The sequence below is a fragment of the Acidovorax sp. AC410 genome, from assembly GCF_979253235.1.
In genome coordinates this window covers 6,069,553-6,092,058 of sequence record NZ_CEEDCG010000001.1, presented here as the reverse complement: position 1 = coordinate 6,092,058, position 22,506 = coordinate 6,069,553, and the positions used below count along the sequence as shown (strand labels likewise).

Here is a 22,506-nt window from a genome sequence, read left to right as displayed (position 1 = left end):
GAGAAGGCGACCCCCAGTCTGCGTCCCCCATCGCCCGGTGGGCGATGGGGGCAACCTGCGATGCTCGGAACTGGGGTGGTGCCGCAGAACTCGCTGCGTTCTTCGAACTCCGCTCAAACAGCTGCGGCAAGCTAGAGGACGAAGCGTGTGTGTCCTTCGGCACACACGCCCACCCCAGTTCCTGCGCTTCTCGGCGCAGCCAGCAGGGGTGGGGAGCGGGGTCCCCACGGCTGCTGCTTCGCAGCTGCGCCTATGGTCGGGGACGCGCGCGATGCGCGCTGCCGACGCGCTGGGCGATCGCTCTGGCGAGCCGAGCGTAGCGAAGGGCCACACGCCGAGCGAAGCGATGGCCCGTGTGGAGCCCGTTCCCACCCCCTTCTGACCGTGCCGAGAAGCGCAGAAGCTGGGGTGGCGCGTGTGCCGCAGGACACACGCGCTTCGTCATCTGACTCGCCGCAGATGTCTGAGCGGAGTTCGAAGAACGTAGCGAGTTGCGAGGCGCACCCCAGCTTCGAGCATCGCAGGCTGCCCCCTCGTACGCAGTGCGAGGGGGACACGGGCAGCGGGGTCGCCTTTTCTTGGCCTACGTTCTTTTGGCGAAGCAAAAGAAGGTAGGTGCGCCGCCGGGCGCACACCCCGGCCTCCGTCCTTCAACCTACAACTGAAGCACCCACAGCCAAAGAGCCGCGAAGCTTCAAGACAATCAAGAAAATCAGCCCACGGTATCCCGGCTAACCCCAGCCGTCTGGCTGAACCCACCATCCACATACGTGATCTCGGCCGTCATGCCGCTGGCCAGGTCCGACAGCAAAAACGCCGCCACATTGCCCACGTCCTCAATGGTCACATTGCGGCGCAATGGAGAAGAGTCCGCCACCATCGACAGCAGCTTGCCAAAATCCTTGATCCCGCTCGCAGCCAGCGTCTTGATCGGCCCGGCGCTGATGCCATTCACACGCATGCCCTTGGGGCCCAGCGCCTCGGCCAGGTAGCGCACGCTGGCTTCCAGGCTGGCCTTGGCCAGGCCCATGGTGTTGTAGTTGGGGATGGTCCGCAGCGCGCCCAGGTAGCTCAGCGTGATCAGCGACGATTTTTCGTTGAGGTAGGGCAGGGCCGCCTTGGCCATGGCCGGGAAGCTGTAGGCGCTGATGTCGTGCGCAATGCGGAACGACTCGCGCGACAGGCCTTCCAGAAAGTCGCCGGCGATGGCTTCGCGGGGGGCAAAGCCGATGCTGTGTACAAAGCCGTCGAACTTTGGCCAGACCTGGGCCAGGTCAGCGAACATGCGGTCGATCTGTTCGTCGCTGCCCACGTCGCAGTCAAAGATCAGCTTGGAGTCGAACTCGGCCGCGAAGTCGGTGATGCGGTCCTTGAAGCGGTCGCCCACGTAGCTGAAGGCAAGTTCTGCACCCTGTGCGTGGCAGGCCCGGGCGATGCCGTAGGCGATGGAGCGGTTGGACAGCACGCCCGTGATGAGCAGTTTCTTGCCGGTCAGAAAACCCATGGTTCGTTCTCCTGTGGAATTGGGGGGAATGAATAGTAAAAATGGCAATGAAGGGCCGGGGGTAATCACCGCGTATGGATATGCGCCATCCGCAGCAGAGCCGGCCGAACGTAGTGCAGAATTGTCGCATGCGGTTTTGGCTCACTTTTTTACTGATGGGTTGTTGCACGGCACCGGCCTGGGCTGCGCATGGCTATGCACTGTGGGGCGACCTCAAGTACCCGCCCGGCTTTGCCCACTTCGACTACGTGAACCCCGATGCACCAAAGGGGGGCGAGCTGCGCATGGTGAGCAACCTGCGGTTCTCGACGTTCGACAAGTACAACCCCTTCACGCTGAAAGGCTCGCAGCCGGCCTACCTGCTGGAGCTGATCTTCGAGACCCTGCTCACCGCCTCCATGGACGAGACCGCGTCCGCCTACGGCCTGCTGGCCGAGAACGTGGACGTGGCCGAGGACCGCTTGAGTGCCACCTTTCGCCTGAGGGCCGAAGCGCGCTTCCATGATGGCGCCCCGGTGGAGGCGGCCGACGTCAAGTACAGCTACGAGACCCTCATCGGCCCCTATGCCTCGCCCAGCTATGCCAGCCTGCTGCAGGAAGTGGCCGGTGTGGATGTGCTGGACAAGCGCACCGTGCGCTTTCGTTTCAAGCAGCCCAACCGGGAGCTGCCGCTCACCGTGGGCAGCGTGCCGATCTTCAGCCGGGCCTGGGGCCGCCAGGCCGATGGCAAGACCAAGCGCTTCGATGAGATCGTGACCGACATCCCCGTCGGCAGCGGCCCCTACCGCATCGGGCCGGTGGCGTTCGGGCGCGACATCACCTATGTGCGCGACCCCAAGTACTGGGGCAGCCACCTGAACGTGAACAAGGGCGCATACAACTTCGACGGCATCACCGTCAAGATCTACAAGGACAACACCGCCCGACTGGAGGCGGTGAAGGCTGGCGAATTCGATTTCATGACCGTCTATTCGGCGGGCGACTGGGCGCGCCGCATCGACGGCAAGCTGTTCAGGCAGGGCGTGCTGGTCAAGAAGGACATGAAGCACCGCCTGCCTGCGGGCTTTCAGAGCTACGTGATCAACACCCGCCGGCCCATGCTCAAAGACCCGCGCGTGCGCGAGGCGCTGGGCCTGGCCATCGACTACGACTGGATGAACCGCCAGATGTTCTACGGCGGTTACCCGCGCGTGACCGACCTGTTCGGCAACACCGACTGCCAGGCCACCGGCACGCCCGGGCCCGAGGAGCTCAAGCTGCTGGAACCCTGGCGCGGCAAGCTGCCCGATGCCGTGTTTGGCCCCATGTACCAGCCGCCGGTCACGGAGGGCGAGGGCCACTCGCTGCGCGAGAACCTGCGCCGCGCCCGCCAGTTGCTGGCCGACGCCGGCTGGACCTACCGCGATGGCGCCCTGCGCAACGCCAAGGGCGATCCCATGGTCATCGAATACATGGACAGCCGCGAGGGCGGTGCCCGGGGCCTCGCGCCCTGGACGCGCAACCTCGAAAAGCTCGGCATCACCCTGCGCTTCACGGCAGTGGACTATGCCCTGTACCAGCAGCGCATGGACAAGTTCGAATTCGACATGATCACCCTGAACTACCCGGGCAGCTACAACCCGGGCCAGGAGATGCAGGAATACTTCGGCAGCAAGCGTGCCGACGTGGAGGGCGGCAACAACTACACGGGTGCGAAGAGCCCGGCCGTGGATGCCATCGTGGCCGCACTGACCCGTGCCAACAGCAAGGCCGAACTGCTGCCCGCCTGCCGCGCGCTGGACCGGGTGATCATGCACAGCCACTACCTGATCCCGCAGTGGAGCCTGTCCAGCCACCGCGTGGTGTACAACCAGCAGCGCCTGGCCTACAAGGAGCCCATGCCACCCTATGCCAAGGCAGAGGAGTGGTTGATGTTCTCCTGGTGGAGCCTCAAGCCATGATGGCCAGGCCGTCCCCGATGCAGCCCTGACCACTGGAGCCCAGCCACACGCCATGCTTGCCTACATCGCCAAACGCCTGCTGCTCATGCTGCCCACCTTGCTGGGCGTGCTGCTGATTACTTTTGCGGTGATCCAGTTCGTGCCCGGCGGCCCCGTGGAGCAGTACCTGGCCGAAGCGCGCACGGCGGCAGGCAAGGGGCGGGGAGCCGAAGGGGTCGGCATGACCTACCGCGGCGACCAGGGTGTGGACCCCAAGCGGATTGAACAGATCAAGGCGCTCTACGGCTTCGACAAACCGGCACACGAGCGCTTCATCATCATGCTGGGCCAGTTCGCACGCTTCGACCTGGGCAAGAGCTTCTTCCAGAACAAGAACGTGTGGGAGCTGGTCAAGGAGAAGCTGCCCGTCTCCATCAGCCTGGGGTTGTGGACCTTCTTCATCAGCTACTTGGTGGCCGTGCCGCTCGGGGTGGCCAAGGCGGTGCGTGCGGGCTCGCGCTTCGACCTGGTGACCACGCTGCTCATCCTGGTGGGCTATGCCATACCGGGCTTCGTGCTGGGCGTGGCGCTGCTGGTGATCTTTGGCGGGCAGTTGCAGTGGTTCCCGCTGCGCGGGCTGGTGTCCTCCAACTGGGAGCAACTGAGCTGGGGCGCGCGCATCGTGGACTACCTGTGGCACATCACGCTGCCGGTGACGGCCATGGTGGCGGGCAGCTTTGCGGTGACGGCCATGCTCACCAAGAACGCCTTCCTCGAAGAGATCCGCAAGCAGTATGTGCTGACGGCGCGGGCCAAGGGCCTGTCGGAGCGGCAGGTGCTGTGGAAGCATGTGTTTCGCAACGCGCTAATCCCCATCGTCACGGGGTTTCCGGCGGCCTTCATCGGCGCCTTCTTTGCGGGCTCGCTGCTCATCGAAACCCTGTTCTCGCTCGATGGCCTGGGCCTGCTCAGCTACGAGAGCGTGATCCGCCGCGATTACCCCGTGGTGCTGGGCACGCTGTACCTCTTCACCCTGATCGGGCTGGTCACCAAGCTCGTCAGCGACCTGTGCTACGTGTGGGTGGATCCGCGCGTGAAGTTTGATTGAATGACTGATTGACTGATTGATTGACTGATGACCGACCGCATGAACGCACCGTCCTCCAGTCCTGCCATTCCTGCAACGCCGGCCGCTCCCGCCGCCGCCTCCCTCTCGCCCTCGCGCCGGGCCTGGATGCGCTTCAAGCGCAACCGCCTGGGCTTCTGGAGCCTGGTCATCTTCAGCCTGCTGGTGCTCATCAGCCTCGGTGCCGAGTTGGTCAGCAATGATCGGCCGCTCATCGTGCGCTATGAAGGGCAGACCTATTTCCCCATGTTCAAGGTCTACCCCGAGAAGACCTTTGGCGGTGATTTCGAGACCCCCACGGACTACCTCGATCCCTTCATCCAGCAGCGCCTGAGCGCGGGCGACAACTGGGCGCTGTACACCATCAATCCCTACGGGCCGAACACGCTCAACTACTTTGCCAAGGCGCCCAACCCCTCGGCACCCACCCTGGACAACTGGCTGGGCACGGACGACCGCGGGCGTGACATGGTGGCCCAGTTGCTCTATGGCTTTCGCGTAAGCGTGCTGTTCGGCCTGGCCCTGACCTTCATCGGCACGGTGCTGGGGGTGATCACCGGGGCCATCCAGGGCTTTTTCGGCGGCAAGACGGACCTGGCCTTCCAGCGCTTCATCGAGATCTGGGGCTCCATGCCCGAGCTGTACCTGATCATCATCTTCAGCGCGCTGTTTGCGCCCAGCATCTCCTTGCTGCTCATTCTGCTTTCCCTGTTCGGCTGGATGGGCCTGTCGGACTATGTGCGGGCCGAGTTCCTGCGCAACCGCCAGCTCGACTACGTGAAGGCCGCGCGCGCCCTGGGCGTCAGCAATGGCCAGATCATCTGGCGCCACATCCTGCCCAACAGCCTGACGCCGGTGGTCACCTTCCTGCCGTTTCGCATGAGCGCGGCCATCCTGCTGCTCACCTCGCTCGACTTCCTGGGCCTGGGCGTGCCGACCGGCACGCCCAGCCTGGGCGAGCTGCTCAACCAGGGCAAGAGCAGCATCGACGCCTGGTGGATCTCGCTGAGCACCTTTGCCGTGCTGGTGATCACCCTGCTGCTGCTGACCTTCATGGGTGATGCGCTGCGCGACGCCCTGGACCCCCGCAAGGCCGACAAATGAACGCAGCTTCTGTGACGGGCGCAGCCCATACCGGCCCATTGCTCGACGTGCGCGACCTGCACGTCCACTTCGGCGCCAAGGAAGTGGTGAGCGGCGCCAGCTTCAGCATCGCCCCCGGCGAAAAGCTCGCCCTGGTGGGCGAATCGGGCTCGGGCAAGACCATCACGGCGCTCAGCCTGCTGCGCCTGGCCGGCGATGCGCGGGTCAGCGGCCAGGCGCTGCTGCGCGGGCGCGACCTGCTGGCGCTGAGCGAGCGCGAGATGCGCGGCGTGCGCGGCGGCGAGATCGCCATGGTCTTCCAGGAGCCCATGACGGCGCTGAACCCGCTGATGACCATAGGCCAGCAGATTGCCGAAATCCTGCAGCTCAAGAAGGGTCTCACGGGTGCGCAGTGCGCGCAGGCCGCCATCGAGCTGCTGGCCAAGACCGGCATCCCGGAGCCCGCGCGTCGGGCCAACAGCTTTCCGCACCAGCTTTCGGGCGGGCAGCGCCAGCGCGCCATGATCGCCATGGCCCTGGCCAGCGAGCCGCAGCTGCTGCTGGCCGACGAGCCCACCACTGCGCTCGACGTGACCCTGCGCGGGCAGATCCTGGACCTGCTCAGTGACCTGCAGCGCCAGACCGGCATGGCCGTGCTGCTCATCACCCATGACCTGAACCTGGTGCGCCGCTTTGCCGACCGGGTTGCGGTCATGGAGCAGGGCGTGCTGGTGGAGCAGGGCAGCGTGGCCGAGGTGTTCGGTGCGCCCCAGCATGCCTACACCCGCAAGCTGATGCAAAGCCAGCCCCAGCGTGACGTGACCGAGGCCGCGCCCGCACCGGGCACGCCGCCCGTGCTGCAGGCCAGTGACCTGCGCGTGGTCTACCCCACGCCGCTGCCTGGCTTGCGTGGTTGGTTCAAGAAAGGCGAGTTCGTGGCTGTGCAGGGCGCCAGCCTGGCGCTGCCACCCGGCCGCACGCTCGGGGTGGTGGGTGAATCGGGCTCGGGCAAGTCCACCCTGGCCCAGGCCATCCTGGGGCTGCTGCCCTTTGGCGGGTCGCTGCAGGTGGCGGGGCAGGGCTGGCAGGCGCCGGCCGTGCGCAATTCGCCGGCCAACCAGCAACTGCGCCGCAAGGTGCAGGTGGTGTTCCAGGACCCGTTCTCCTCGCTGTCGCCACGCCTCACGGTGGAAGAGATCGTGGGCGAGGGCATGCGCGTACACGAGCCCACGCTCAGCGTGGCCGAGCGCCGCACCCGCGTGGAGGCCGCGCTGGCCGAGGTCGGCCTGACCGAGGCGCAGTTCCCCGGCCTGCTGGCGCGCTACCCGCATGAATTCTCGGGCGGCCAGCGCCAGCGCCTGGCCATTGCGCGCGCCCTCATCGTGCAGCCCCAATTGCTGGTGCTCGACGAGCCCACCAGCGCGCTCGACGTCACCATCCAGCAGCAGGTGCTCAGGCTGCTGCAGCGCCTGCAGAAGGAAAAGGGCCTGAGCTACCTGCTCATCACCCACGACGTGCAGGTTATCCGCGCCATGGCGCACGAGGTGCTGGTGATGAAGGACGGCAACGTGCTCGAAAGCGGCCCCGTGGGCCAGGTGCTCGACGCGCCCCAGCACCCCTACACGCAGCGCCTCGTGGAGTCCGCCGGGCTGGACTGAGCCACACCTCTGGTTGGGCGCCGTGCCTTGGGGGTTCGAGCAGGCGGCTGAGGCGCTGGCCCCTGTCAGGCGTAGGTATCGAGCTGGCTGCCCAGGCTGGTGGAGGCTTGGGTTTCAGTTCTGGCGCGCTGCTCGCGTGCCGACTGGGCGGCCGATTCGGCCTTGCGGGCCTGGGCGTCCTGCTGCTCCTGCTGGCGCGCACGCTGGATGGCACTGATCTGCGCCTGCACCATCTGGATCTGGGCCTGCAGCAGCTTGACCTTCTCCTTCTTGGCCTTGGCGTCCATGTCGGAGGTGGCCACGTTCTTGAGCTCTTCGGTCAGCGATTGCAGCTGCTTTTGCAGCTTGGCGATCTCGCTGCCACCGCCCCCGCTGCTGGAAGAAGACACCTTGCCGGCCGATGAAGAGGAGGACACTTGCATGTCCTCTTATCGGCAGGTGTGGGGTACAACTTAAGTGTGGCGCAAGGGATTTTTCAGCCCTTGGGCTGTGCCGCAGGCACCGCACCCTCCTGCGCCACCCACAGCACCTTGTCCACCTGCACGCCGAGTGATCGGGCCTTGGCCAGCAACTGCTCGCGCACTCCGGGTGGCAGCGTTTTGGTGCGCGACAGGATCCAGAAGTAGCCGCGGTTGGAGCCGACCACCATGGACCACTGGTAGTCCGGGTCCAGGGCCACCACGTTGTAGCCGCCGTAGAAGGGACCGAAGAACGAGACCTTGAGGGCGCCCTTGTCGGGTTCGCCGGCAAAGCGGGCCTTGCCCTCGGCCTCTTTCCAGCGGTCGCGGCCTGGGTCGTAGCCGCGGTTGATCACCTGGATGGTGCCGTCCGGGTTGGGGAGGTAGTTCGCCGTGGTCTGCTGCAGGCCGCGCTCGAACGAATGGTCCAGCCGGGCCACCTCGTACCACTGGCCTGCATAGCGCTGCGCGTCGAAGGCCGCCACCGGCTCAATACCGGCGGGTGGGTGCGTGGAGCAGGCCGTGAAGAACAGCACCGCGCCCAATGCCAGCACGCCAATGGTGTTGGGCAGAAAGCGGCGGCCCACGGAGCGCGCTGCACCGGTCCGTGCGGCGGCGGGCTCGGGGTCTTGTGCTGGCGTGTCTGGCATGTCTCGCAGTTCAACAATGGTGTCAGGCATGGTGGTGTCCCTGGCTGAAAGGCTGGTCGCAGTCCTTGGCATGGGCCGGCCATTGGGGCGGGCGCTGCCTGTTCTGCGGCGGTGTGGTCAATGTAGTGAGGGCGTAGGCCACCGCGTGTAGGCGCGCGCTGGCATCGCCTGTCGGCGCGATGGTGGCTGCGCAGCGCTGCTGGCCTCCGTGCCGCGCATCACACCATGGCACGGCAGCGTTGGTGGCCGGCTGGCCGCAAGTGCGCGAGCGTTATTGCCACAAATGTCACGCTTTGGCGGCAGAAGTGGGGTTGCCGTACTGCCCGCGCAGTTGCCGCGCCTGCTGGCACAGAACTTGAAGGCACCCAGAGGACGGGGCACTGCAGGGTAGAGTGGCTACCAAGCCTGTGCCGCCCGGCGCGCCCAGCCCTGTTCCCACCGCTTGCATGAGGTCCTTCGCATGACGACATTCACCGCCACCGCCCCGGGCACAGCGCCCACCGCCCCCGCCAAGGATTCGCCCCCCGTGGTCGACCACCTGCGGTTTCTGCGCAAGCATGAGCATCTGTCCCCGGCCTTCGGCAACGATGGCTTCGCGCGCAAGGCCGAGGCCTTTGCACGCGTGTTCGGAACACCCAAATTCCTGGCTGCGCAAACCGCGTTCGTCGTCGTGTGGATAGTGATCAACCTGACAGGGGTCGCGAAATTCGATGCCTACCCTTTCATCCTGCTCAACCTGGCGTTCAGCCTGCAGGCGGCCTACGCTGCGCCCCTGATCCTGCTGGCGCAGACACGCCAGGCCGAGCGCGACAAGGCGCTTGCCGATGCCGATGCCCAGCACCGTGAAGACCTGGCCCGGGCCACCGAGCAGCGCCAGGCGATTGCCAGCCAGAACACCGCCCAGTTGCTCGACCTGCTGGAGCAGAACACGCGCCTCACCGAGATGACCAGGAAGCTCAGCGAACGCATCGAGGCCTTGACGGTGGAAATGCACCACCGCATGCACTACATGCCCGCTGTGGCCCGCACCCAGCAGCAGGCCGACCAGCCGGGCGCGCAGCAGTCCGGCGGCACCGGCGGGGATGCCAGCCCGCGCCAGGGTTGAGCCATGTTCGCCACCCACCCCCTGCCATTGGCCAGCACGGCAGCCGATATGGCCTTCGACATCGCATCCGCCCTGCAGGCATTGGGCGACCACGCCGTGTCGGGCGAGCCCATCGCGCTGCTGCACCTGGGCACCGAGCAGACGTGCATCGCGGTGCTGCGCGAGGGCACCGCACCCGGCCCTGTTGTCACCCTGGCCCTGGGCACGCACAAGACCGCCCGGGCCTTCTTCCGCCGCGACATACCCACCCCGTTGGAGCTGGAGAACGCCATCGCCAGCGTCGAAGACGAGGTCTACCTGGCCCACCGGCAGCACGCTGCGCAGGGCAATGCGCCGGGTAGGGTCTGGTGGTCCTCCGACGTCCGCCTGGTGGCTCTGGCCGAACTGGCCGGCGTGCCGCGTGGCCCTGCCATGCTGCTCACCCTGGACGCCATGGAGCGCCTGTTCCAGCGCCTGGCCGCCGTCTCAGAAGGCCGGCCGGCTGCCAGCGAGGGCCTGCCCGAGAGCGTGGAGTTCGCCACCACCTTGCTGCTGCTGCGCGAGCTGATGCACCACATGCCGTTTGGGCAGTTGCATCTGGTGGGGCTGCAATCAACCGTCTAGCCCCTGGGCGTAGACCGCGAATTCGTGGACCGGACCGAACCCGAGGGCCTGGGCCAGCTCGTACGACGCCCGGTTGCCCTTGAAGCAATCCCACCCCGGCTCCAGCCCGCGCCGCAGGCACGCATCAATGAACGCCGTGGCTGCAGCCCTGGCCAAGCCCCGCCGCCGGTAACCGTCAAAGGTGCAGATGTCGATGTCGTGCCGCGCCCCCTTCACGAACACCGAGTAGCACAGGCTGGCCACCCGCCTCTCGTGGAGCACGCAAAAACCGACGCCATCGCGTTCGAACTGCGCATCGGAAGCCCACATGCCTGCCGCGAAGGGGTACTGGCCACCATCGGCCAGGTGCCGCAGCAGCTGGGCATCCAGGGGCACCAGGCGGTGGCCCGGCGGCAGGGGCTGTTCGGTGCGCTGCGCCGCAAAGCGGGTGCGGTCGAACGAGAAGGCCACGCGCTGCAGCTTTTGCACGCCTTGCGCCTGGTGCTGGTCGAGCACCTGCTCCCAGCCGGCATGGCCCGGGTACAGAATGAAGAAGTCCTGCTGGGCAGGCGCCTGCAGCCAGTCGAGGCAGGCCGCAGCCAACGGCGTGTCGGGCCGCTCGCCCGCCAGCACGCAAAAGCCGTTGTCATAGACAAAGGCGGTGCGCAGGTCCCCGGCTTGCGGGACAAAGATGCGGCCCCGGGTATGGCCTGACAGCACGGCGCCCATGATCTCGGTGCCCGCGTGAAGCCCATCGAGCAGCGGGATCAGTGCGGGGAATTCTTTCGCATCCAGTTCATGCATGGTGCCGATGGTACCGACGCTCAGCCCCTGATTTCAGCCAGCCCCTGTGCCCGCCACCCCCGTGGCGATTGCCCAAAACGCTCCTTGAACGCCCGGCTGAAATGCGCCGCGTCGTTGAAGCCCCAGCCGAACGCGATCTCCGCCACCGAGGTCTTCGTGCGGCGTGCATCCAGCAGCTCGCGGCTCGCGCCGTCCAGCCGCTGGCCCCAGAGGTAGTGCGAGGGTGACTGTGGCTCGGCCTTGAACAGGCGGTGCAGGTGGCCGCTGGACATGCCCAGGTCCGTGGCCACGGATTCGATGGTCAGCGCCGGGTCGCGCAGCCGGCCGTCGATGTGCCGCTTGATGCGCGCCACATGGTAGGCACCCAAGGTCGAGGGCTCGGCCCGGCTGCAGGCGGGCAGCGACTGCAGGCCGGCCACCAGCACGCTGATGACGCCGCTGGCCACGGCAGCGGCCGAGGCGGCGGGCAGGCTGTCCACCTCTCCCCGCAAGGCGGTGACCATGCTGGCCATCAGGTGCCCGGCCCCGCTGCGGCCCGAGACGGTGGTGGCCGTCAACTGCTCGGTGCCCGCCACCAGCGCACGCAACTGCTCGCCGCGCAGCTTGAGCACGATCTCCTCGAAGTCCTCGCTGAACTGCAGGGTGTAGGGCCGCGTGCTGTCGTACAGCGCAAAGTCGCCGGGGGCCACGGCCGCGTCGCGCCCGTCCTGGGAGATGACGCCGTGGCCCTTGGTCTGCAGGCTCACGATGAAGCAGTCGTCCGTGGCGCGTGAGATGAAGCTCGGCGTGCGCACCACGCGTTGCGCGCAGGAGCGCACCACCGACAGGTCCAGCCCCGGCAGGTGGTGGCTCTGGATGGAGCCGCCAAAGCGGTCGCCGCGCGGCGCATCGCATTCGAGCTGCACGTAGGTGGTGCAGATCATGTCGGTCCAGTAGGCCACCCGGTCGCGCGGGGCAATGGGGTCGGTACTCAAGAGTTGGCTCATGGCGGGTCTCCTACGGATTTGCCTTCAACCGTCTAACGTCGTTGGGGAGCCTTGCCGTGCTAAAGCACTGTCTGCAGCTCCCCGCCTAGTTAGAGCGGCTAACAAAACTCTTCTGGCGTCGTTGCAGCGTCTTGTCGTACTGCTCGTACTGCCTGCGACGCAGCGCCTAGCCAGAACCGCTTCGCTGAGTTTTGTTAGCCGCTCTTAGCCGGCCGAATGCAAATCCGTCGCGAATGCTGGACAGGGCAGGGGAGCGTGACTGCTCGCAATCATCCTCCTGCTGCGCCCATTGTTCAAGCAAGGCCCATGCCGGTAAACCCGGGGCGGTGAGCCTGGATCAAGCCTGGGGAGACTTTCAGTCAAGTCGCCGTCCGCGTGGCTTTGCGGCAAGAGCCGCGAGACCCACAGGCAAGACGGCGCGCGGCTTCGGCCCGAGCATTCAGGTACCGCAGCAGGCACTGCCCGCGCACGGCCACCCCCTCCACCTTGATCGACAGGACCCATTCCATGCCCGCCACCCTCCACCCCAAGCTGCGCGTTGCCGCCGTCCAGGCCGCGCCCGTGTTCCTCGACCTCGATGCCACCATCGACAAGACCATTGCGCTGATGAAGGAGGCGGCCAAGCAGGGCGCGCAGCTCGTGGCCTTCCCGGAGACCTGGATCCCCGGCTACCCCTGGTGGATCTGGCTCAACTCGCCCGCCATGGGCATGCAGTACGTGCAGCGCTACAACGACAACTCGCTGGTGGTCGGCTCGGCCGAGTTCCAGCGCCTGGCGCAGGCCGCGCGCGACATCGGCATCTGGATGTCCACCGGCTACAGCGAGCGCGCGGGCGGCAGCCTCTACATCGCCCAGGCCCTGTTCGACGACCAGGGCCGCGTGGTCAAGACGCGGCGCAAGCTCAAGCCCACGCATGTGGAGCGCACTGTGTTCGGCGAAGGCGACGGCAGCGACCTGGCGGTCATGCCGACCGCCATCGGCAATGTCGGCATGCTCGCCTGCTGGGAGCACCTGCAGCCCCTGAGCAAGTACGCCATGTACGCGCAGAACGAGCAGATCCACATCGGCGCCTGGCCCAGCTTCTCGCTGTACCGTGGCGCGGCCCATGCGCTGGGTGCCGAGGTCAACAATGCCGCGAGCCAGGTCTACGCGGTCGAAGGCGGCTGCTTCGTGGTCGCGCCGTGTGCCACCGTGTCGAAGGAGATGCACACCATGCTCTGCACCGACGACCTGCAGCGCCAGTTGCTGCTCGAAGGCGGCGGTTTCGCGCGCATCTACGGCCCTGACGGCGCATCGCTGGGCACACCGCTTGGCGAGAAGGAAGAAGGCCTGGTGATTGCCGATATCGACCTGGGCACGATCTCCCTGGCCAAGACCGCTGCCGACCCTGCCGGCCACTATGCCCGGCCCGACGTCACGCGCCTGCTGCTCAACCAGACGCCGGGCGACCGCGTGGTCTCGCAGGTACCCGTCGGCATGGCGGCAGCGGCGGCCAACGAAGCCAGCGCCGAGCCTGCACCCGTGCTGGCCGAGTCCTGAGCATTGCGCACCGGAGCCGCGCCATGGAATCCGCCATCCCCAGCCACCTGCAATGCCCGCGCCTGCGCCACCGCAGGGTGCCCGACGACTATGTGCCGCCGTACCCCGCCACCGTGGCGCGCTACCGCCCCGAGGTCACGCGCGTGGTCATGGCCTACTTCGGCATCCAGCACCGGGCGGATGCGCCCGCGCCCGCCCTGGCCGCGCGGGCGCTGCATTGCATCGCTGAGGCCTTTGCCGGCGCCAACGGCCCGGGCCACTGGGACCGCGCGCAGTGCCTGGACCAGGCGGGCTACCTCAACACCATCACCATCGGCTACTGGGACAACCCGGCCGCCTATGCGGCCTGGTTTGCCGAGCACGGCGAGCGCTGGGCATCCGGCGCGTTCAACGAGCCCGGGCTGGGCCTGTTCACCGAGGTGCTGCAGCCTGCGGCGGACCGCTTCGAGACGCTGTTTTCCAGCGATGGGATTGAGGGCGTGGCCGGCGTTTCCAGCGGCCTGGGCGAACCCATCCAGGAGCATGCCTACTGGGGCGGCATGCGCGACCGCCTGGCCCTGTCGCAGACCAGTGGCATGGAGCCCGCCGGTGCGCCGATGATCGCCACCGAGGGCCTGCACCAGCGCGTGCTGCCGCACGAGAACCTGTGCCTCATCCGCTCCGGCCAGGACTGGACCGGCACCCAGGGCGACGAGCGGCGCATGTACACCGAGGAGGTCGAGCCCGTGCTGCGCGCCGGCATGGACTTCCTGCAGGACCAGGGCCGCCAGGTGGACTGCTATGCCAACCGCTACATGAGCGTGGTGGACGCGGCGGGCAAGCCCATGGACAAGAGTTTCGGCATGGGCTGGTGGCGCAGTCTTGCGTCGTTGGAGCGCTGGGCCGAATCGCACCCCACGCACGTGGCCATCTTTGGCGCGGCCATGAAGTACCTGGGCACCATGGGCCCGGCGGCGCAGCTCAAGCTCTACCACGAGGTCACGGTGGCCACGGCGGCAGAGCAGTATTTCGAATACTTCAACTGCCACCCGCGCACGGGCATGCTGGGGGCGGCAGGGTAGGCGCTCCCTATGGGCGGCACTCAACCCCGCTGGCAATCCGCCACGAAGGCGTCGAGCAGCGCGCCGAACTGCGCCGGGTTCTCCCATTGCACGGCGTGGCCGGCGCCTTCCACTACCTGCACCTTGCCGCGCCACAGGGTAGGGATGGTGGGGGCCAACCCGTCGAGGTAGGCCGGGTTCACGATCTGCTCGTGCGCGCCCTGCACGATGGCCAGGGGCCGGCCGATGGTGGCGATGATGTTCAGCTCATCCGCATAGCCCACGGTGCCTATGCCCGCTGCAAGGGATCCGCGGGCGTGGCCGTCCGTGCGACGGGCGTCCTGCAGCATGAAATCGGCTGCGGCCATGCCGGGCGCCATGTAGTCGGCCACCCAGGCGCGGGCGTCGTCCTCGGACCAGTCCTTGACGAAGCCCAGGCCGAGCTTGAGGAAGGCACCGCCGAAATCCGCCGTGGGCGGAAACGGCAGGGGCGGCGTGCCGAAGACCATGAAGCCCGCCGCCTGCGGCAGGGATGCCGCCGCTTCGAGCACGGCATGCCCGCCCAGGCTCCAGCCCACGAACACGGCGTTCTCCACCCCCATCTGGCCGGCCACGGCGCGGACCACATCGGCATAGCCGGGAATGCTGTAGACCGTGCTGCGCACCATCTGCTCGGCATCGGCGGACTGGCCGTGGCCCGGCAGGTCCGGCGCGATCAGGCGGTACTTCTTGCCCAGCTCGCCGGTGAGCAGGGGCTCCCACACGCGCGACGAGGACGAGTTGCCATGCACCAGCACCACGGCCGGGCCGCTGCCGCCGCTGTCGTGCACCGAGATGCGCTCGGAGCCGATGGAGAGCACGCGGCTGGGCGATGGTCGGGCGTCGAAGGTCGAATCTGCGGACATGCGGTCGGGCTCCCTGGCGGTTGGTTCAACGGGCGAAAGGTGGTGCACCCTCGGTTCACTGCTGCGGCAAAAAGGTCTCGGCCAGCCGTACCCAGAACGCGCCGCCCACCACGATGTTGCCATCGTGGAAATCGTACCCCGGGTGGTGCACCATGCAGCCGCCGGGGGCATTGCCGTTGCCGATCTGCAGGTAGGAGCCGGGCACCTTCTCCAGCATGAAGGCAAAGTCCTCGCTGGCGGGCAGGGCAGCTGCCTGCAGGGTCACGCGCTCGGGGCCCACCAGGTCCAGCGCCACCTGGCGCGCCAGCGCCGTCTCTGCCGGGGTGTTCACCAGTACGGCGTAGCCGGGCCGCCAGTCGAGCCGCGCCACCGCGCCGTAGCCGGTGGCGGTGGCGTCCACCAGCGCGCGGATGCGCTGCTCCAACAGCGCACGCACGGCGCTGTCCATGGCGCGCACGCTGATCTCCAGCACGGCGCTGGCCGGGATCACGTTGTTGGCCTGGCCGGCGTGCAGCGCGCCCACGGTCACCACGGCCATCTGCTGCGGGTCCACATTGCGCGAGACGATGGTCTGCAGCCCCATCACCAGGCTGGCCGCGGCCACCACGGGGTCGATGGCCGCGTGCGGCATGGCGCCGTGGCCGCCCACGCCCTCCAGGGTGATGGTGGCGTAGTCGCTCGATGCCATGGCCGGCCCCTCGCGCAGCAGCAGGTGGCCCTGTTCAACGCCGGGCATGTTGTGCATGGCAAACACCGCATCGCAGGGGTAGCGCTCGAACAAACCGTCGGCCATCATGCGCAGCGCGCCGCCGCCGCCTTCCTCGGCGGGCTGGAAGACCAGGTTCAGCGTGCCGCTGAACTGGCCGTGCTCGGCCAGGTACCAGGCCGCCGCCATCAGCATGGCGGTGTGGCCGTCGTGCCCGCAGGCGTGCATCACGCCCGGGTGGGCGCTGCTCCAGGCGGCGCCCGTGGCCTCGGTGATGGGCAGGGCGTCCATGTCGGCGCGCAGGCCCAGGCGTGGGCCCTGGCCGCGCGCCAGCCTGCCCACCACCCCGGTGCCGCCGATGCCGCGCTCCACCGCATAGCCCCAGCGCTCCAGCCGCTCGGCCACCAGTTCGGCCGTGCGCTGCTCTTCAAAGGCCAGCTCGGGGTGGCGGTGGATGTCGCGGCGCAGGGCGATGAACTCGCTGGCGCGCTCCTGCAGGGTGTCGAACAAGCTGCGGTTCATCGTCGTCATCGTCATTGCGGCTGCAGGTTGATGGAGCGCGCGATCTCGCGGTAGCGCGCGGTCTCGCTCTCGAAGAAGGCGGTGGACTCGGCCAGCGTCATTGCGGGCGATGCCACCATGGACTGCGCTGCGAGCTGGGTGTGCACCGTCGGGTCCTTGAGCGCGCGGCCGATGGCCTGGTGCAGGCGCTGCACCACGGGCTCGGGAGTCTTTTTGGGCACCATGAAGCCGGTCCAGATCTTGTACGAGAAGTTGGGCAGGGTCTTGCCCTCGCTCACCGTGGGAATGTTCTTGAGCATCTCCGAGCGCTGCGCGCCCAGCTGGCCAATGATCTTCAGCCGCCCCTGGTCCGCCATGGCACCCATCGCCGAGCTGTAGACCAGCACCGCAAAGTCGAGCTGCCCGCCGCCCAGGTCCTGCAGCAAGGGCGCATTGCCCTTGTAGGGGATGTGCTGCATGGTGGTGTGCGTGGCCTGCTGCACCTTCTCCAGGATCAGGTGGTACAGCGAGCCGATGCCCACGCTGCCGTAGCTCAGCGGGTCCTTGCCCGGCGTGCGCGCCAGCGCGATCAGCTCGTCCACGCTGTTCACGCCCAGGTCCTTGCGCGTCACGAAGACCATGGCTGCGTCGGACACCGGGTGTACGAGGCGGAAGTCCTCGGTGCGCAGCTTCACCGCGGCGTTGGCCAGCGGCGCCAGGATGGCCTCGTTGGGCGAACCCTGGAAGATGTAGTACCCGTCGGCCGGCGCGGCCAGCACCTTCTGCGCGGCCATGGCACCCGCGGCGCCGCCCAGGTTCTCCACGATCACCTGCTGGCCCAGCTCGCGGGTCATGGGGGTGTTGAGGATGCGGGCCATCGCGTCGGACGGGCCGCCCGCAGGGTAGGGCACCATCAGGCTCACCGGCTTGGCGGGGTAGGCACCGGGTGCCTGGGCCAGCGCGGCCAGGGGGCTGGCGCCGAGCACCAGGCCCGTGAGCCCGGCCAGTGTGGCGAGCAGGCGTTTCATCGCAGTCGTTGTGTTCATTGATCGATCCCTTGCAGACAGATTGGTAAGCGGCCATGGCATCCCATGGTCTCCATTTCTTCGACACCCCTGGCTCCGCCACACCTCTCTTGTCGGGGCTGTGGCAGGTCAGTCGGGCCATCTTAGGATTGGCCTATCTGCGCGTCCAATGCATTGCAAAGTGGGTTAGCATGAGTTGAAGTTATTCAATTTTCTTGCACCAGAAGGGGGCAATCGGCATGACTTTGGTGCAGCTTCGGCACTTCATTTCGCTGGCGCAGACCGGCTCGTTCAGCAAGTCGGCCGAGGCCATGCACCTCACGCAGCCCGCGCTCAGCCGCAGCATCCGCGCCATCGAGGACGAGCTCGGCCTGCCGCTGTTCGACCGCATCGGCCGGCGCAGCGAGCTCACGCCCTTTGGCCGCCAGGTGCTGCAGCGCGCCCAACGCCTGGTGGACGATGCGGCCGAACTGCACGCGCTGGGCCAGCGCATGCAGCAGGGCGAGGGCGGCGCCATCCGCATCGGCCTGGGCTCGGGCCCCGGCGCCTTGCTGATGACGCCGCTGCTCATGCAGGTGGCCACGCACCACCCGCAGCTCACGCTGGAAATCTCGCGCGGCAGCACCGACCGGCTGGTGCAGGCCCTGCGCGACCGGCAGCTCGACGCCCTGGTGATCGACGCCCGCTCGCTGCAGCCCGCCACCGACCTGCGCACCGAGCTGGTCTGCGAGATCCGCGGCTCCTTCATGGTGCGGCGCGGCCACCCGCTGCTGCGCAAGCGCGGCGGCGTGCGCTTCGAGATGCTCAAGGACTACCCCATCGCCTCCACCCCGCTCAGCGACGAGGTGGCGCGCCGGCTCATGGAAACCTACGGCCCCGAGGCCCATCCCGCCGCCTGCGTGACCCTGCGCTGCGAGGAGATACCGAGCCTGGTCGAGGTGGTGCGCAAGAGCGACGCCATCCTGCTGGCCGTGCGCGCTGCCGCGCCCGACCTGGTGGAACTGCCCATGGTGCCCGGCGAGATCACCACCGCGTTGTTCGGCCTGGTCACCCTGGCAGGCCGCGCCGAGGCCCCGGCCATGCCCATCGTGCGCACACTGGTGCAGGAGCTATTGAAAGATTGAGCGACAGCGTTTCTATCCGCCCAGCATGCGCAGGGCCAGGCCCGCCAGCGCGCAGCTCGCCAGCAGCGGCAGCACCCCCAGCTTGAAGCGGAACAGCGCCACACCGGCCAGCACGGTGATGGCGACGGAGGCGATGTCCACCCCACCGGCAAAGCCCTGCGGCCACCAGACATGCCAGGCGAAGAACAGGGCCAGGTTCAGGATCACGCCCACCACGGCGGCGGTGATGGCCGTGAGCGGCGCCGTGAAGCGCAGCTGGTTGTGCGTGGTTTCGATCAGCGGCCCGCCCGCCAGGATGAACACGAACGATGGCAGAAAGGTGAAGAAGGTCACCACCGACGCCGCCAGCGCACCGGACCAGAAGGCCGCATCGGGCCCGAGCACGTTGTGCAGCCAGCCGCCGAGAAAGCCCACGAAGGCCACCACCATGATCAGCGGGCCTGGCGTGGTCTCGCCCAGCGCCAGGCCGTCGATCATCTGCCTGGCATCGAGCCACTGGTAGTGCTCCACCGCACCCTGGTACACGTAGGGCAGCACGGCATAGGCCCCGCCAAAGGTCAGCAGCGCCGCCTTGGTGAAGAACCAGCCCATCTGCGTGAGCGTGCCCTCCCAGCCCACCAGCGCCACCAGCACCCCCATGGCCGCCAGCCACAGGCCGCCGCCCACGGCCAGCACCTGCGCCAGGCGCTTGCGGCTGAACAGGGCATGGGCCGGTGTCGGCGTGTCGTCGTCGATCAGCGCGGGCCCATAGCCCCGCTGGGCACTGCCGTGGCCGCCGGCCGAGAACAGCTGCGGCCAGCGCTGCCCAGCCACATGCCCGGCGAGCGCGGCCGCGAGCACGATGGCCGGGAAGGGCACGCTGAACGCCATGATGGCCACGAAGGCTGCCGCCGCCATGCCCCAGAGCCAACGGTTCTTGAGCGCGCGCGTGCCGATGCGGTGGGCTGCATGCAGCACCAGCGCCGTCACCGCCGGCTTGATGCCGTAGAAGATGCCCTCCACCACGGGCAGGTGCCCATAGGCGATGTACACCCAGGACAGCAGTATCAGCAGCACCAGCGAGGGCAGCACGAACAGCCCACCCGCCACCAGCCCGCCGCGCGTGCGGTGCATCAGCCAGCCGATGTAGGTGGCCAGTTGCTGCGCCTCGGGGCCGGGCAGCACCATGCAGTAGTTGAGCGCATGCAGAAAGCGCTTCTCGCTGATCCAGCGGCGCCGCTCCACCAGCTCGGTGTGCATGATGGCGATCTGCCCCGCCGGCCCGCCAAAGCTGATACAGCCCAGCTTGAGCCAGAACCACAGGGCCTGGGCGAACGGCACGTCGGCGGGACGTGCATCGGCGGCGGCGCCGCCCTTGTCGGCCATCGTGGCCAGATTGCTCGTGTCGGTCATTTCATTCACATCGGTCATGCTGGCACGCCTTCGGGCGCCCAGCGGTGGCTTTCCTGCGGCCCTGCCACACCGTTGTGGCACCAGGCGTAGAGCGCGTCGTACAGGGGCATGGCCGCCTCGAGCATGCCCAGGTCGTCGCTGGCGTGCAGCTGCGAGAGGCCGAGGGACACCGCCAGCAGCCCTGCGGCCTGCGGCGCCAGCTGCAGCTGGTCGGTATCGGCACCGCGCACGATGCGGGCCAGCGCAGCCAGGGCCGGGTCGGCCTGCAGGCCAAACGCGGCCAGCAGCGCATCGAAGCTGCACAGCGCGCCCTCGTGCGTGATGGGCGCACCGGGAATGTCGTAGGCCACGGCATGCAGCCGCTGCGCCTCGGGCAGCACCTGGGCCGCTTCCACGTAGAGGAACTCCGCGCGCGGGTCGATGAAGCGGCGCACCAGCCAGGGGCAGGCAATGCGGTCGATTTGGGGCCGCGTGCGGGTGATCCAGCGCGACGCAGCCGTGCCATCCACGCCCAGGTCGGGCCGCTTGCGCAGCCCCAGGGGCCGCATGGCGCGCCAGCGGGCCAGGTCCTCGGACGTGTCGACGCCGGGCTCGCCCCCCTCGAACCCTCCCGCCAGGAAGCGGGCATTCCAGCCCGCCTGCCGCAGCACGGCCGCAGCCTCCTGGCTCACGGCATGGCCGTACACGCAGTACACGACGGCCTCACAGGGCGGGGCGTTGGCGGCCAGGGCGGCAATGTCTTCGGGTGTGCAGTGCCGCGCGCTGGCCAGCAGGTGCGTGCTCTCGGCAAAGCGGGGCCGCCGGCGCACATCCAGGACGAGCGGGGCGCCGGGAGTGCCGATGCGGGCGGCGAGGTCTTGGGGAAGAACGGAAAGGGGAAGGGCGTTGCCCATAGAGGTGTCCACGGATGACTCCCGCAAAGAGTGATCAGCGCTTGGATGGGACACCATCTATCCGTGAGGATTCGGGAGGCTGGGTTCCCGATGCGCAAATCTTAACAGGAGTCTTTGACGCACTCTCCGTCGCAAGCGCTGGCACCCCTGGCCCTGCCAATGCACGTCCGTTCCGGGAAAACCCCTAACAAGTTGGTATTGCAACTGGTTGGTAAGCCAACCATAATTTGACGCATATCAACACGACTTGCGAGCGCATTGCCACGCAGGCGTCCAACCCAGGAGACTCCCCATGAACCCGACCCGTCGCACCCTTGCCTGCGCGCTGCTTGCCGCATCCGGCCTGGCCCTTGCCCCCGTGCCGGCCCAGGCGCAAAGCACTGCCGTCAAGGTGGGTGTGGTGGGGCCGTTCTCGGGGCCGTTCGCACACTACGGCGCGCTGTTCAAGGCGGCGGTCGAGGCCTATGTGGCCACCCAGGGCGGCAAGCTCGCGGGCAAGGAGATCGAGTTCATCTACCGCGACACCGGCGGCCCCAACCCCGGCCAGACCAAGACCCTGGTGCAGGAGCTCATCGTCAAGGACAAGGTGGACTACCTGGGCGGCTTCGTCTTCACGCCCAACGCGCTGGCCGTGGCGCCGCTGATCCAGCAGTCGCAGACGCCCACCGTCATCTTCAACGCCGCCACCTCGGCCATCACCGAGAAGTCCGAGTACTTCATCCGCACCAGCTACACGCTGTGGCAGGTCACGGTGCCCATCGCCCAGTGGGCCGCCAAACAGGACATGAAGAAGGTGGTGACGGCCGTGACCGACTACGGCCCCGGCATCGACGCCGAAACCGCGTTCAAGGCCGAGTTCGCCAAGCAGGGCGGCACGGTGGTCGAGAGCATCCGCATGCCCATCGCCACCACCGACTTCGGCCCCTTCGTGCAGCGCATCAAGGCCAGTGGCGCGCAGGCGGTGTACACCTTCCTGCCCGGCGGCCCGCCCAACCTGGGCTTCGTCAAGGCCTACAACGAGAACGGCCTGGCCAAGGCCGGCGTGCAGTTCCTGGGCACGGCCGAGACCGATGAGTTCGACCTGCAGAAGTTCGGCGATTCGGCCCTGGGCCTGACCACGGCGTTCCACTACTCCGGTGCCCATGATTCGCCCGAAAACAAGAAGTTTGTCGATGCCCTCAAGAAGCGCGACCCTGCTGCGGTCGCCAACTATGCCTCGGTGGGCGCGTGGGACGGCATGCACGTGATCCACAAGATGATCGAGGCCACCGGCGGCAAGAAGGACGGCGCCAAGGCCCTGGCCGCTGCCCGAACCCTGCAGTGGGAGAGCCCGCGCGGCCCGGTGCGCATCGATGCCAAGACCCGGCACATCACGCAGAACGTGTACCTGCGCAAGGTGGAGCGCGTGGGTGGCCTGCTGGTCAACAAAGAGGTGCAGAGCTTCGGCCCGCACGGCGACTACGGGCTCGACAAGTAAGCCACGCACCCCCAGGTCTGCACTGAAGT

The 22,506-nt window shown here is 67.6% G+C and carries 20 protein-coding genes; 10 read left to right on the top strand and 10 right to left on the bottom strand.

What is annotated here, in order from left to right; all coding sequences use genetic code 11:
- Positions 1 to 712: 712 nt before the first annotated feature.
- The gene (gene fabI, locus AC0IZS_RS28275; protein ID WP_471638725.1) at positions 713 to 1,504 is read right to left on the bottom strand and encodes an enoyl-ACP reductase FabI; all 792 of its coding nucleotides are present in this window, start codon (positions 1,502 to 1,504) and stop codon (positions 713 to 715) included.
- 128 nt (positions 1,505 to 1,632) lie between these two features.
- Here fabI and AC0IZS_RS28270 point away from each other — a divergent pair, with 128 nt between their 5' ends.
- The 4 genes from AC0IZS_RS28270 to AC0IZS_RS28255 are packed head-to-tail and all read left to right on the top strand — an operon-like array spanning position 1,633 to position 7,290.
- Positions 1,633 to 3,444 carry an extracellular solute-binding protein gene (locus AC0IZS_RS28270; RefSeq protein WP_471638724.1) on the top strand — a complete coding sequence of 604 codons (1,812 nt, stop codon included), beginning with the start codon at positions 1,633 to 1,635 and terminating at the stop codon, positions 3,442 to 3,444.
- 52 nt (positions 3,445 to 3,496) lie between these two features.
- Positions 3,497 to 4,531 carry a microcin C ABC transporter permease YejB gene (locus AC0IZS_RS28265; RefSeq protein ID WP_471638723.1) on the top strand — a complete coding sequence of 345 codons (1,035 nt, stop codon included), beginning with the start codon at positions 3,497 to 3,499 and terminating at the stop codon, positions 4,529 to 4,531.
- Between the two features lie 39 nt (positions 4,532 to 4,570).
- A complete protein-coding gene (locus tag AC0IZS_RS28260) occupies positions 4,571 to 5,653 on the top strand; it encodes an ABC transporter permease (protein ID WP_471638722.1) in 1,083 nt (360 codons plus the stop codon).
- Positions 5,650 to 7,290: an ABC transporter ATP-binding protein gene (locus AC0IZS_RS28255; protein ID WP_471638721.1), complete on the top strand. Its 1,641-nt coding sequence runs from the start codon at positions 5,650 to 5,652 to the stop codon at positions 7,288 to 7,290. The genes AC0IZS_RS28260 and AC0IZS_RS28255 overlap by 4 nt, the downstream gene beginning before the upstream one ends.
- 65 nt (positions 7,291 to 7,355) lie before the next feature.
- Here AC0IZS_RS28255 and AC0IZS_RS28250 read toward each other — a convergent pair whose 3' ends face one another.
- Complete coding sequence (locus tag AC0IZS_RS28250; RefSeq protein WP_471638720.1) at positions 7,356 to 7,706, bottom strand: FlxA-like family protein; 351 nt, start codon at positions 7,704 to 7,706, stop codon at positions 7,356 to 7,358.
- A gap of 59 nt (positions 7,707 to 7,765) precedes the next feature.
- The gene (locus tag AC0IZS_RS28245; RefSeq protein WP_471638719.1) at positions 7,766 to 8,428 is read right to left on the bottom strand and encodes a lipocalin family protein; all 663 of its coding nucleotides are present in this window, start codon (positions 8,426 to 8,428) and stop codon (positions 7,766 to 7,768) included.
- Positions 8,429 to 8,858: 430 nt separating this feature from the next.
- Between AC0IZS_RS28245 and AC0IZS_RS28240 the strand changes: the two genes are divergently transcribed.
- Both AC0IZS_RS28240 and AC0IZS_RS28235 read left to right on the top strand, forming a co-directional pair.
- Complete coding sequence (locus AC0IZS_RS28240; protein ID WP_471638718.1) at positions 8,859 to 9,503, top strand: DUF1003 domain-containing protein; 645 nt, start codon at positions 8,859 to 8,861, stop codon at positions 9,501 to 9,503.
- A gap of 3 nt (positions 9,504 to 9,506) precedes the next feature.
- Positions 9,507 to 10,106, top strand: a complete 600-nt coding sequence (locus tag AC0IZS_RS28235; RefSeq protein ID WP_471638717.1) for a hypothetical protein — start codon at positions 9,507 to 9,509, stop codon at positions 10,104 to 10,106.
- On the opposite strand, the gene AC0IZS_RS28230 is transcribed toward AC0IZS_RS28235, so the two are convergent.
- Together AC0IZS_RS28230 and AC0IZS_RS28225 are read right to left on the bottom strand one after the other, a co-directional pair.
- Positions 10,095 to 10,889: a GNAT family N-acetyltransferase gene (locus AC0IZS_RS28230; RefSeq protein ID WP_471638716.1), complete on the bottom strand. Its 795-nt coding sequence runs from the start codon at positions 10,887 to 10,889 to the stop codon at positions 10,095 to 10,097. The genes AC0IZS_RS28235 and AC0IZS_RS28230 overlap by 12 nt on opposite strands.
- Before the next feature lie 20 nt (positions 10,890 to 10,909).
- Positions 10,910 to 11,875: an AraC-like ligand-binding domain-containing protein gene (locus AC0IZS_RS28225; protein ID WP_471638715.1), complete on the bottom strand. Its 966-nt coding sequence runs from the start codon at positions 11,873 to 11,875 to the stop codon at positions 10,910 to 10,912.
- Between the two features lie 507 nt (positions 11,876 to 12,382).
- On the opposite strand from AC0IZS_RS28225, the gene AC0IZS_RS28220 reads away from it, so the two are divergent.
- Complete coding sequence (locus tag AC0IZS_RS28220) at positions 12,383 to 13,414, top strand: carbon-nitrogen hydrolase family protein (protein WP_471638714.1); 1,032 nt, start codon at positions 12,383 to 12,385, stop codon at positions 13,412 to 13,414.
- A gap of 23 nt (positions 13,415 to 13,437) precedes the next feature.
- On the top strand, positions 13,438 to 14,475 hold the full coding sequence (locus AC0IZS_RS28215; RefSeq protein WP_471638713.1) for a phenylacetaldoxime dehydratase family protein: 1,038 nt from the start codon (positions 13,438 to 13,440) through the stop codon (positions 14,473 to 14,475).
- A 20-nt stretch (positions 14,476 to 14,495) separates the two neighbouring features.
- Here AC0IZS_RS28215 and AC0IZS_RS28210 read toward each other — a convergent pair whose 3' ends face one another.
- The 3 genes from AC0IZS_RS28210 to AC0IZS_RS28200 are packed head-to-tail and all read right to left on the bottom strand — an operon-like array spanning position 14,496 to position 17,594.
- The gene (locus AC0IZS_RS28210) at positions 14,496 to 15,359 is read right to left on the bottom strand and encodes an alpha/beta fold hydrolase (RefSeq protein ID WP_471638712.1); all 864 of its coding nucleotides are present in this window, start codon (positions 15,357 to 15,359) and stop codon (positions 14,496 to 14,498) included.
- A gap of 55 nt (positions 15,360 to 15,414) precedes the next feature.
- Entirely contained in the window at positions 15,415 to 16,596 is a 1,182-nt protein-coding gene (locus tag AC0IZS_RS28205; RefSeq protein WP_471639587.1) for a M20 aminoacylase family protein, read from the bottom strand.
- Between the two features lie 2 nt (positions 16,597 to 16,598).
- Positions 16,599 to 17,594 (bottom strand): tripartite tricarboxylate transporter substrate binding protein, encoded by a 996-nt coding sequence (locus AC0IZS_RS28200; RefSeq protein WP_471638711.1) that lies wholly within the window; start codon positions 17,592 to 17,594, stop codon positions 16,599 to 16,601.
- A 236-nt stretch (positions 17,595 to 17,830) separates the two neighbouring features.
- On the opposite strand from AC0IZS_RS28200, the gene AC0IZS_RS28195 reads away from it, so the two are divergent.
- Positions 17,831 to 18,715 (top strand): LysR family transcriptional regulator, encoded by an 885-nt coding sequence (locus AC0IZS_RS28195; protein ID WP_471638710.1) that lies wholly within the window; start codon positions 17,831 to 17,833, stop codon positions 18,713 to 18,715.
- A 12-nt stretch (positions 18,716 to 18,727) separates the two neighbouring features.
- On the opposite strand, the gene chrA is transcribed toward AC0IZS_RS28195, so the two are convergent.
- Complete coding sequence (gene chrA / locus AC0IZS_RS28190) at positions 18,728 to 20,080, bottom strand: chromate efflux transporter (RefSeq protein ID WP_471639586.1); 1,353 nt, start codon at positions 20,078 to 20,080, stop codon at positions 18,728 to 18,730.
- A gap of 41 nt (positions 20,081 to 20,121) precedes the next feature.
- On the bottom strand, positions 20,122 to 21,012 hold the full coding sequence (locus AC0IZS_RS28185; RefSeq protein WP_471638709.1) for a chromate resistance protein ChrB domain-containing protein: 891 nt from the start codon (positions 21,010 to 21,012) through the stop codon (positions 20,122 to 20,124).
- A 280-nt stretch (positions 21,013 to 21,292) separates the two neighbouring features.
- Between AC0IZS_RS28185 and AC0IZS_RS28180 the strand changes: the two genes are divergently transcribed.
- Positions 21,293 to 22,477: an ABC transporter substrate-binding protein gene (locus AC0IZS_RS28180; RefSeq protein ID WP_471638708.1), complete on the top strand. Its 1,185-nt coding sequence runs from the start codon at positions 21,293 to 21,295 to the stop codon at positions 22,475 to 22,477.
- The last annotated feature ends 29 nt before the right edge of the window (positions 22,478 to 22,506 follow it).

Excerpts from the sequence above, each read along its gene's own strand:
- AC0IZS_RS28195 (WP_471638710.1), top strand. The coding sequence starts at position 17,831 with ATGACTTTGGTGCAGCTTCGGCACTTCATTTCGCTGGCGCAGACCGGC.
- AC0IZS_RS28220 (WP_471638714.1), top strand. The coding sequence starts at position 12,383 with ATGCCCGCCACCCTCCACCCCAAGCTGCGCGTTGCCGCCGTCCAGGCC.
- AC0IZS_RS28270 (WP_471638724.1), top strand. The coding sequence starts at position 1,633 with ATGCGGTTTTGGCTCACTTTTTTACTGATGGGTTGTTGCACGGCACCG.
- AC0IZS_RS28215 (WP_471638713.1), top strand. The coding sequence starts at position 13,438 with ATGGAATCCGCCATCCCCAGCCACCTGCAATGCCCGCGCCTGCGCCAC.
- AC0IZS_RS28210 (WP_471638712.1), bottom strand. The coding sequence starts at position 15,359 with ATGTCCGCAGATTCGACCTTCGACGCCCGACCATCGCCCAGCCGCGTG.
- fabI (WP_471638725.1), bottom strand. The coding sequence starts at position 1,504 with ATGGGTTTTCTGACCGGCAAGAAACTGCTCATCACGGGCGTGCTGTCC.
- AC0IZS_RS28225 (WP_471638715.1), bottom strand. The coding sequence starts at position 11,875 with ATGAGCCAACTCTTGAGTACCGACCCCATTGCCCCGCGCGACCGGGTG.
- AC0IZS_RS28245 (WP_471638719.1), bottom strand. The coding sequence starts at position 8,428 with ATGCCTGACACCATTGTTGAACTGCGAGACATGCCAGACACGCCAGCA.
- chrA (WP_471639586.1), bottom strand. The coding sequence starts at position 20,080 with ATGGCCGACAAGGGCGGCGCCGCCGCCGATGCACGTCCCGCCGACGTG.
- AC0IZS_RS28205 (WP_471639587.1), bottom strand. The coding sequence starts at position 16,596 with ATGACGACGATGAACCGCAGCTTGTTCGACACCCTGCAGGAGCGCGCC.
- AC0IZS_RS28180 (WP_471638708.1), top strand. The coding sequence starts at position 21,293 with ATGAACCCGACCCGTCGCACCCTTGCCTGCGCGCTGCTTGCCGCATCC.
- AC0IZS_RS28230 (WP_471638716.1), bottom strand. The coding sequence starts at position 10,889 with ATGCATGAACTGGATGCGAAAGAATTCCCCGCACTGATCCCGCTGCTC.
- AC0IZS_RS28255 (WP_471638721.1), top strand. The coding sequence starts at position 5,650 with ATGAACGCAGCTTCTGTGACGGGCGCAGCCCATACCGGCCCATTGCTC.
- AC0IZS_RS28240 (WP_471638718.1), top strand. The coding sequence starts at position 8,859 with ATGACGACATTCACCGCCACCGCCCCGGGCACAGCGCCCACCGCCCCC.
- AC0IZS_RS28200 (WP_471638711.1), bottom strand. The coding sequence starts at position 17,594 with ATGAAACGCCTGCTCGCCACACTGGCCGGGCTCACGGGCCTGGTGCTC.
- AC0IZS_RS28265 (WP_471638723.1), top strand. The coding sequence starts at position 3,497 with ATGCTTGCCTACATCGCCAAACGCCTGCTGCTCATGCTGCCCACCTTG.
- AC0IZS_RS28260 (WP_471638722.1), top strand. The coding sequence starts at position 4,571 with ATGAACGCACCGTCCTCCAGTCCTGCCATTCCTGCAACGCCGGCCGCT.
- AC0IZS_RS28235 (WP_471638717.1), top strand. The coding sequence starts at position 9,507 with ATGTTCGCCACCCACCCCCTGCCATTGGCCAGCACGGCAGCCGATATG.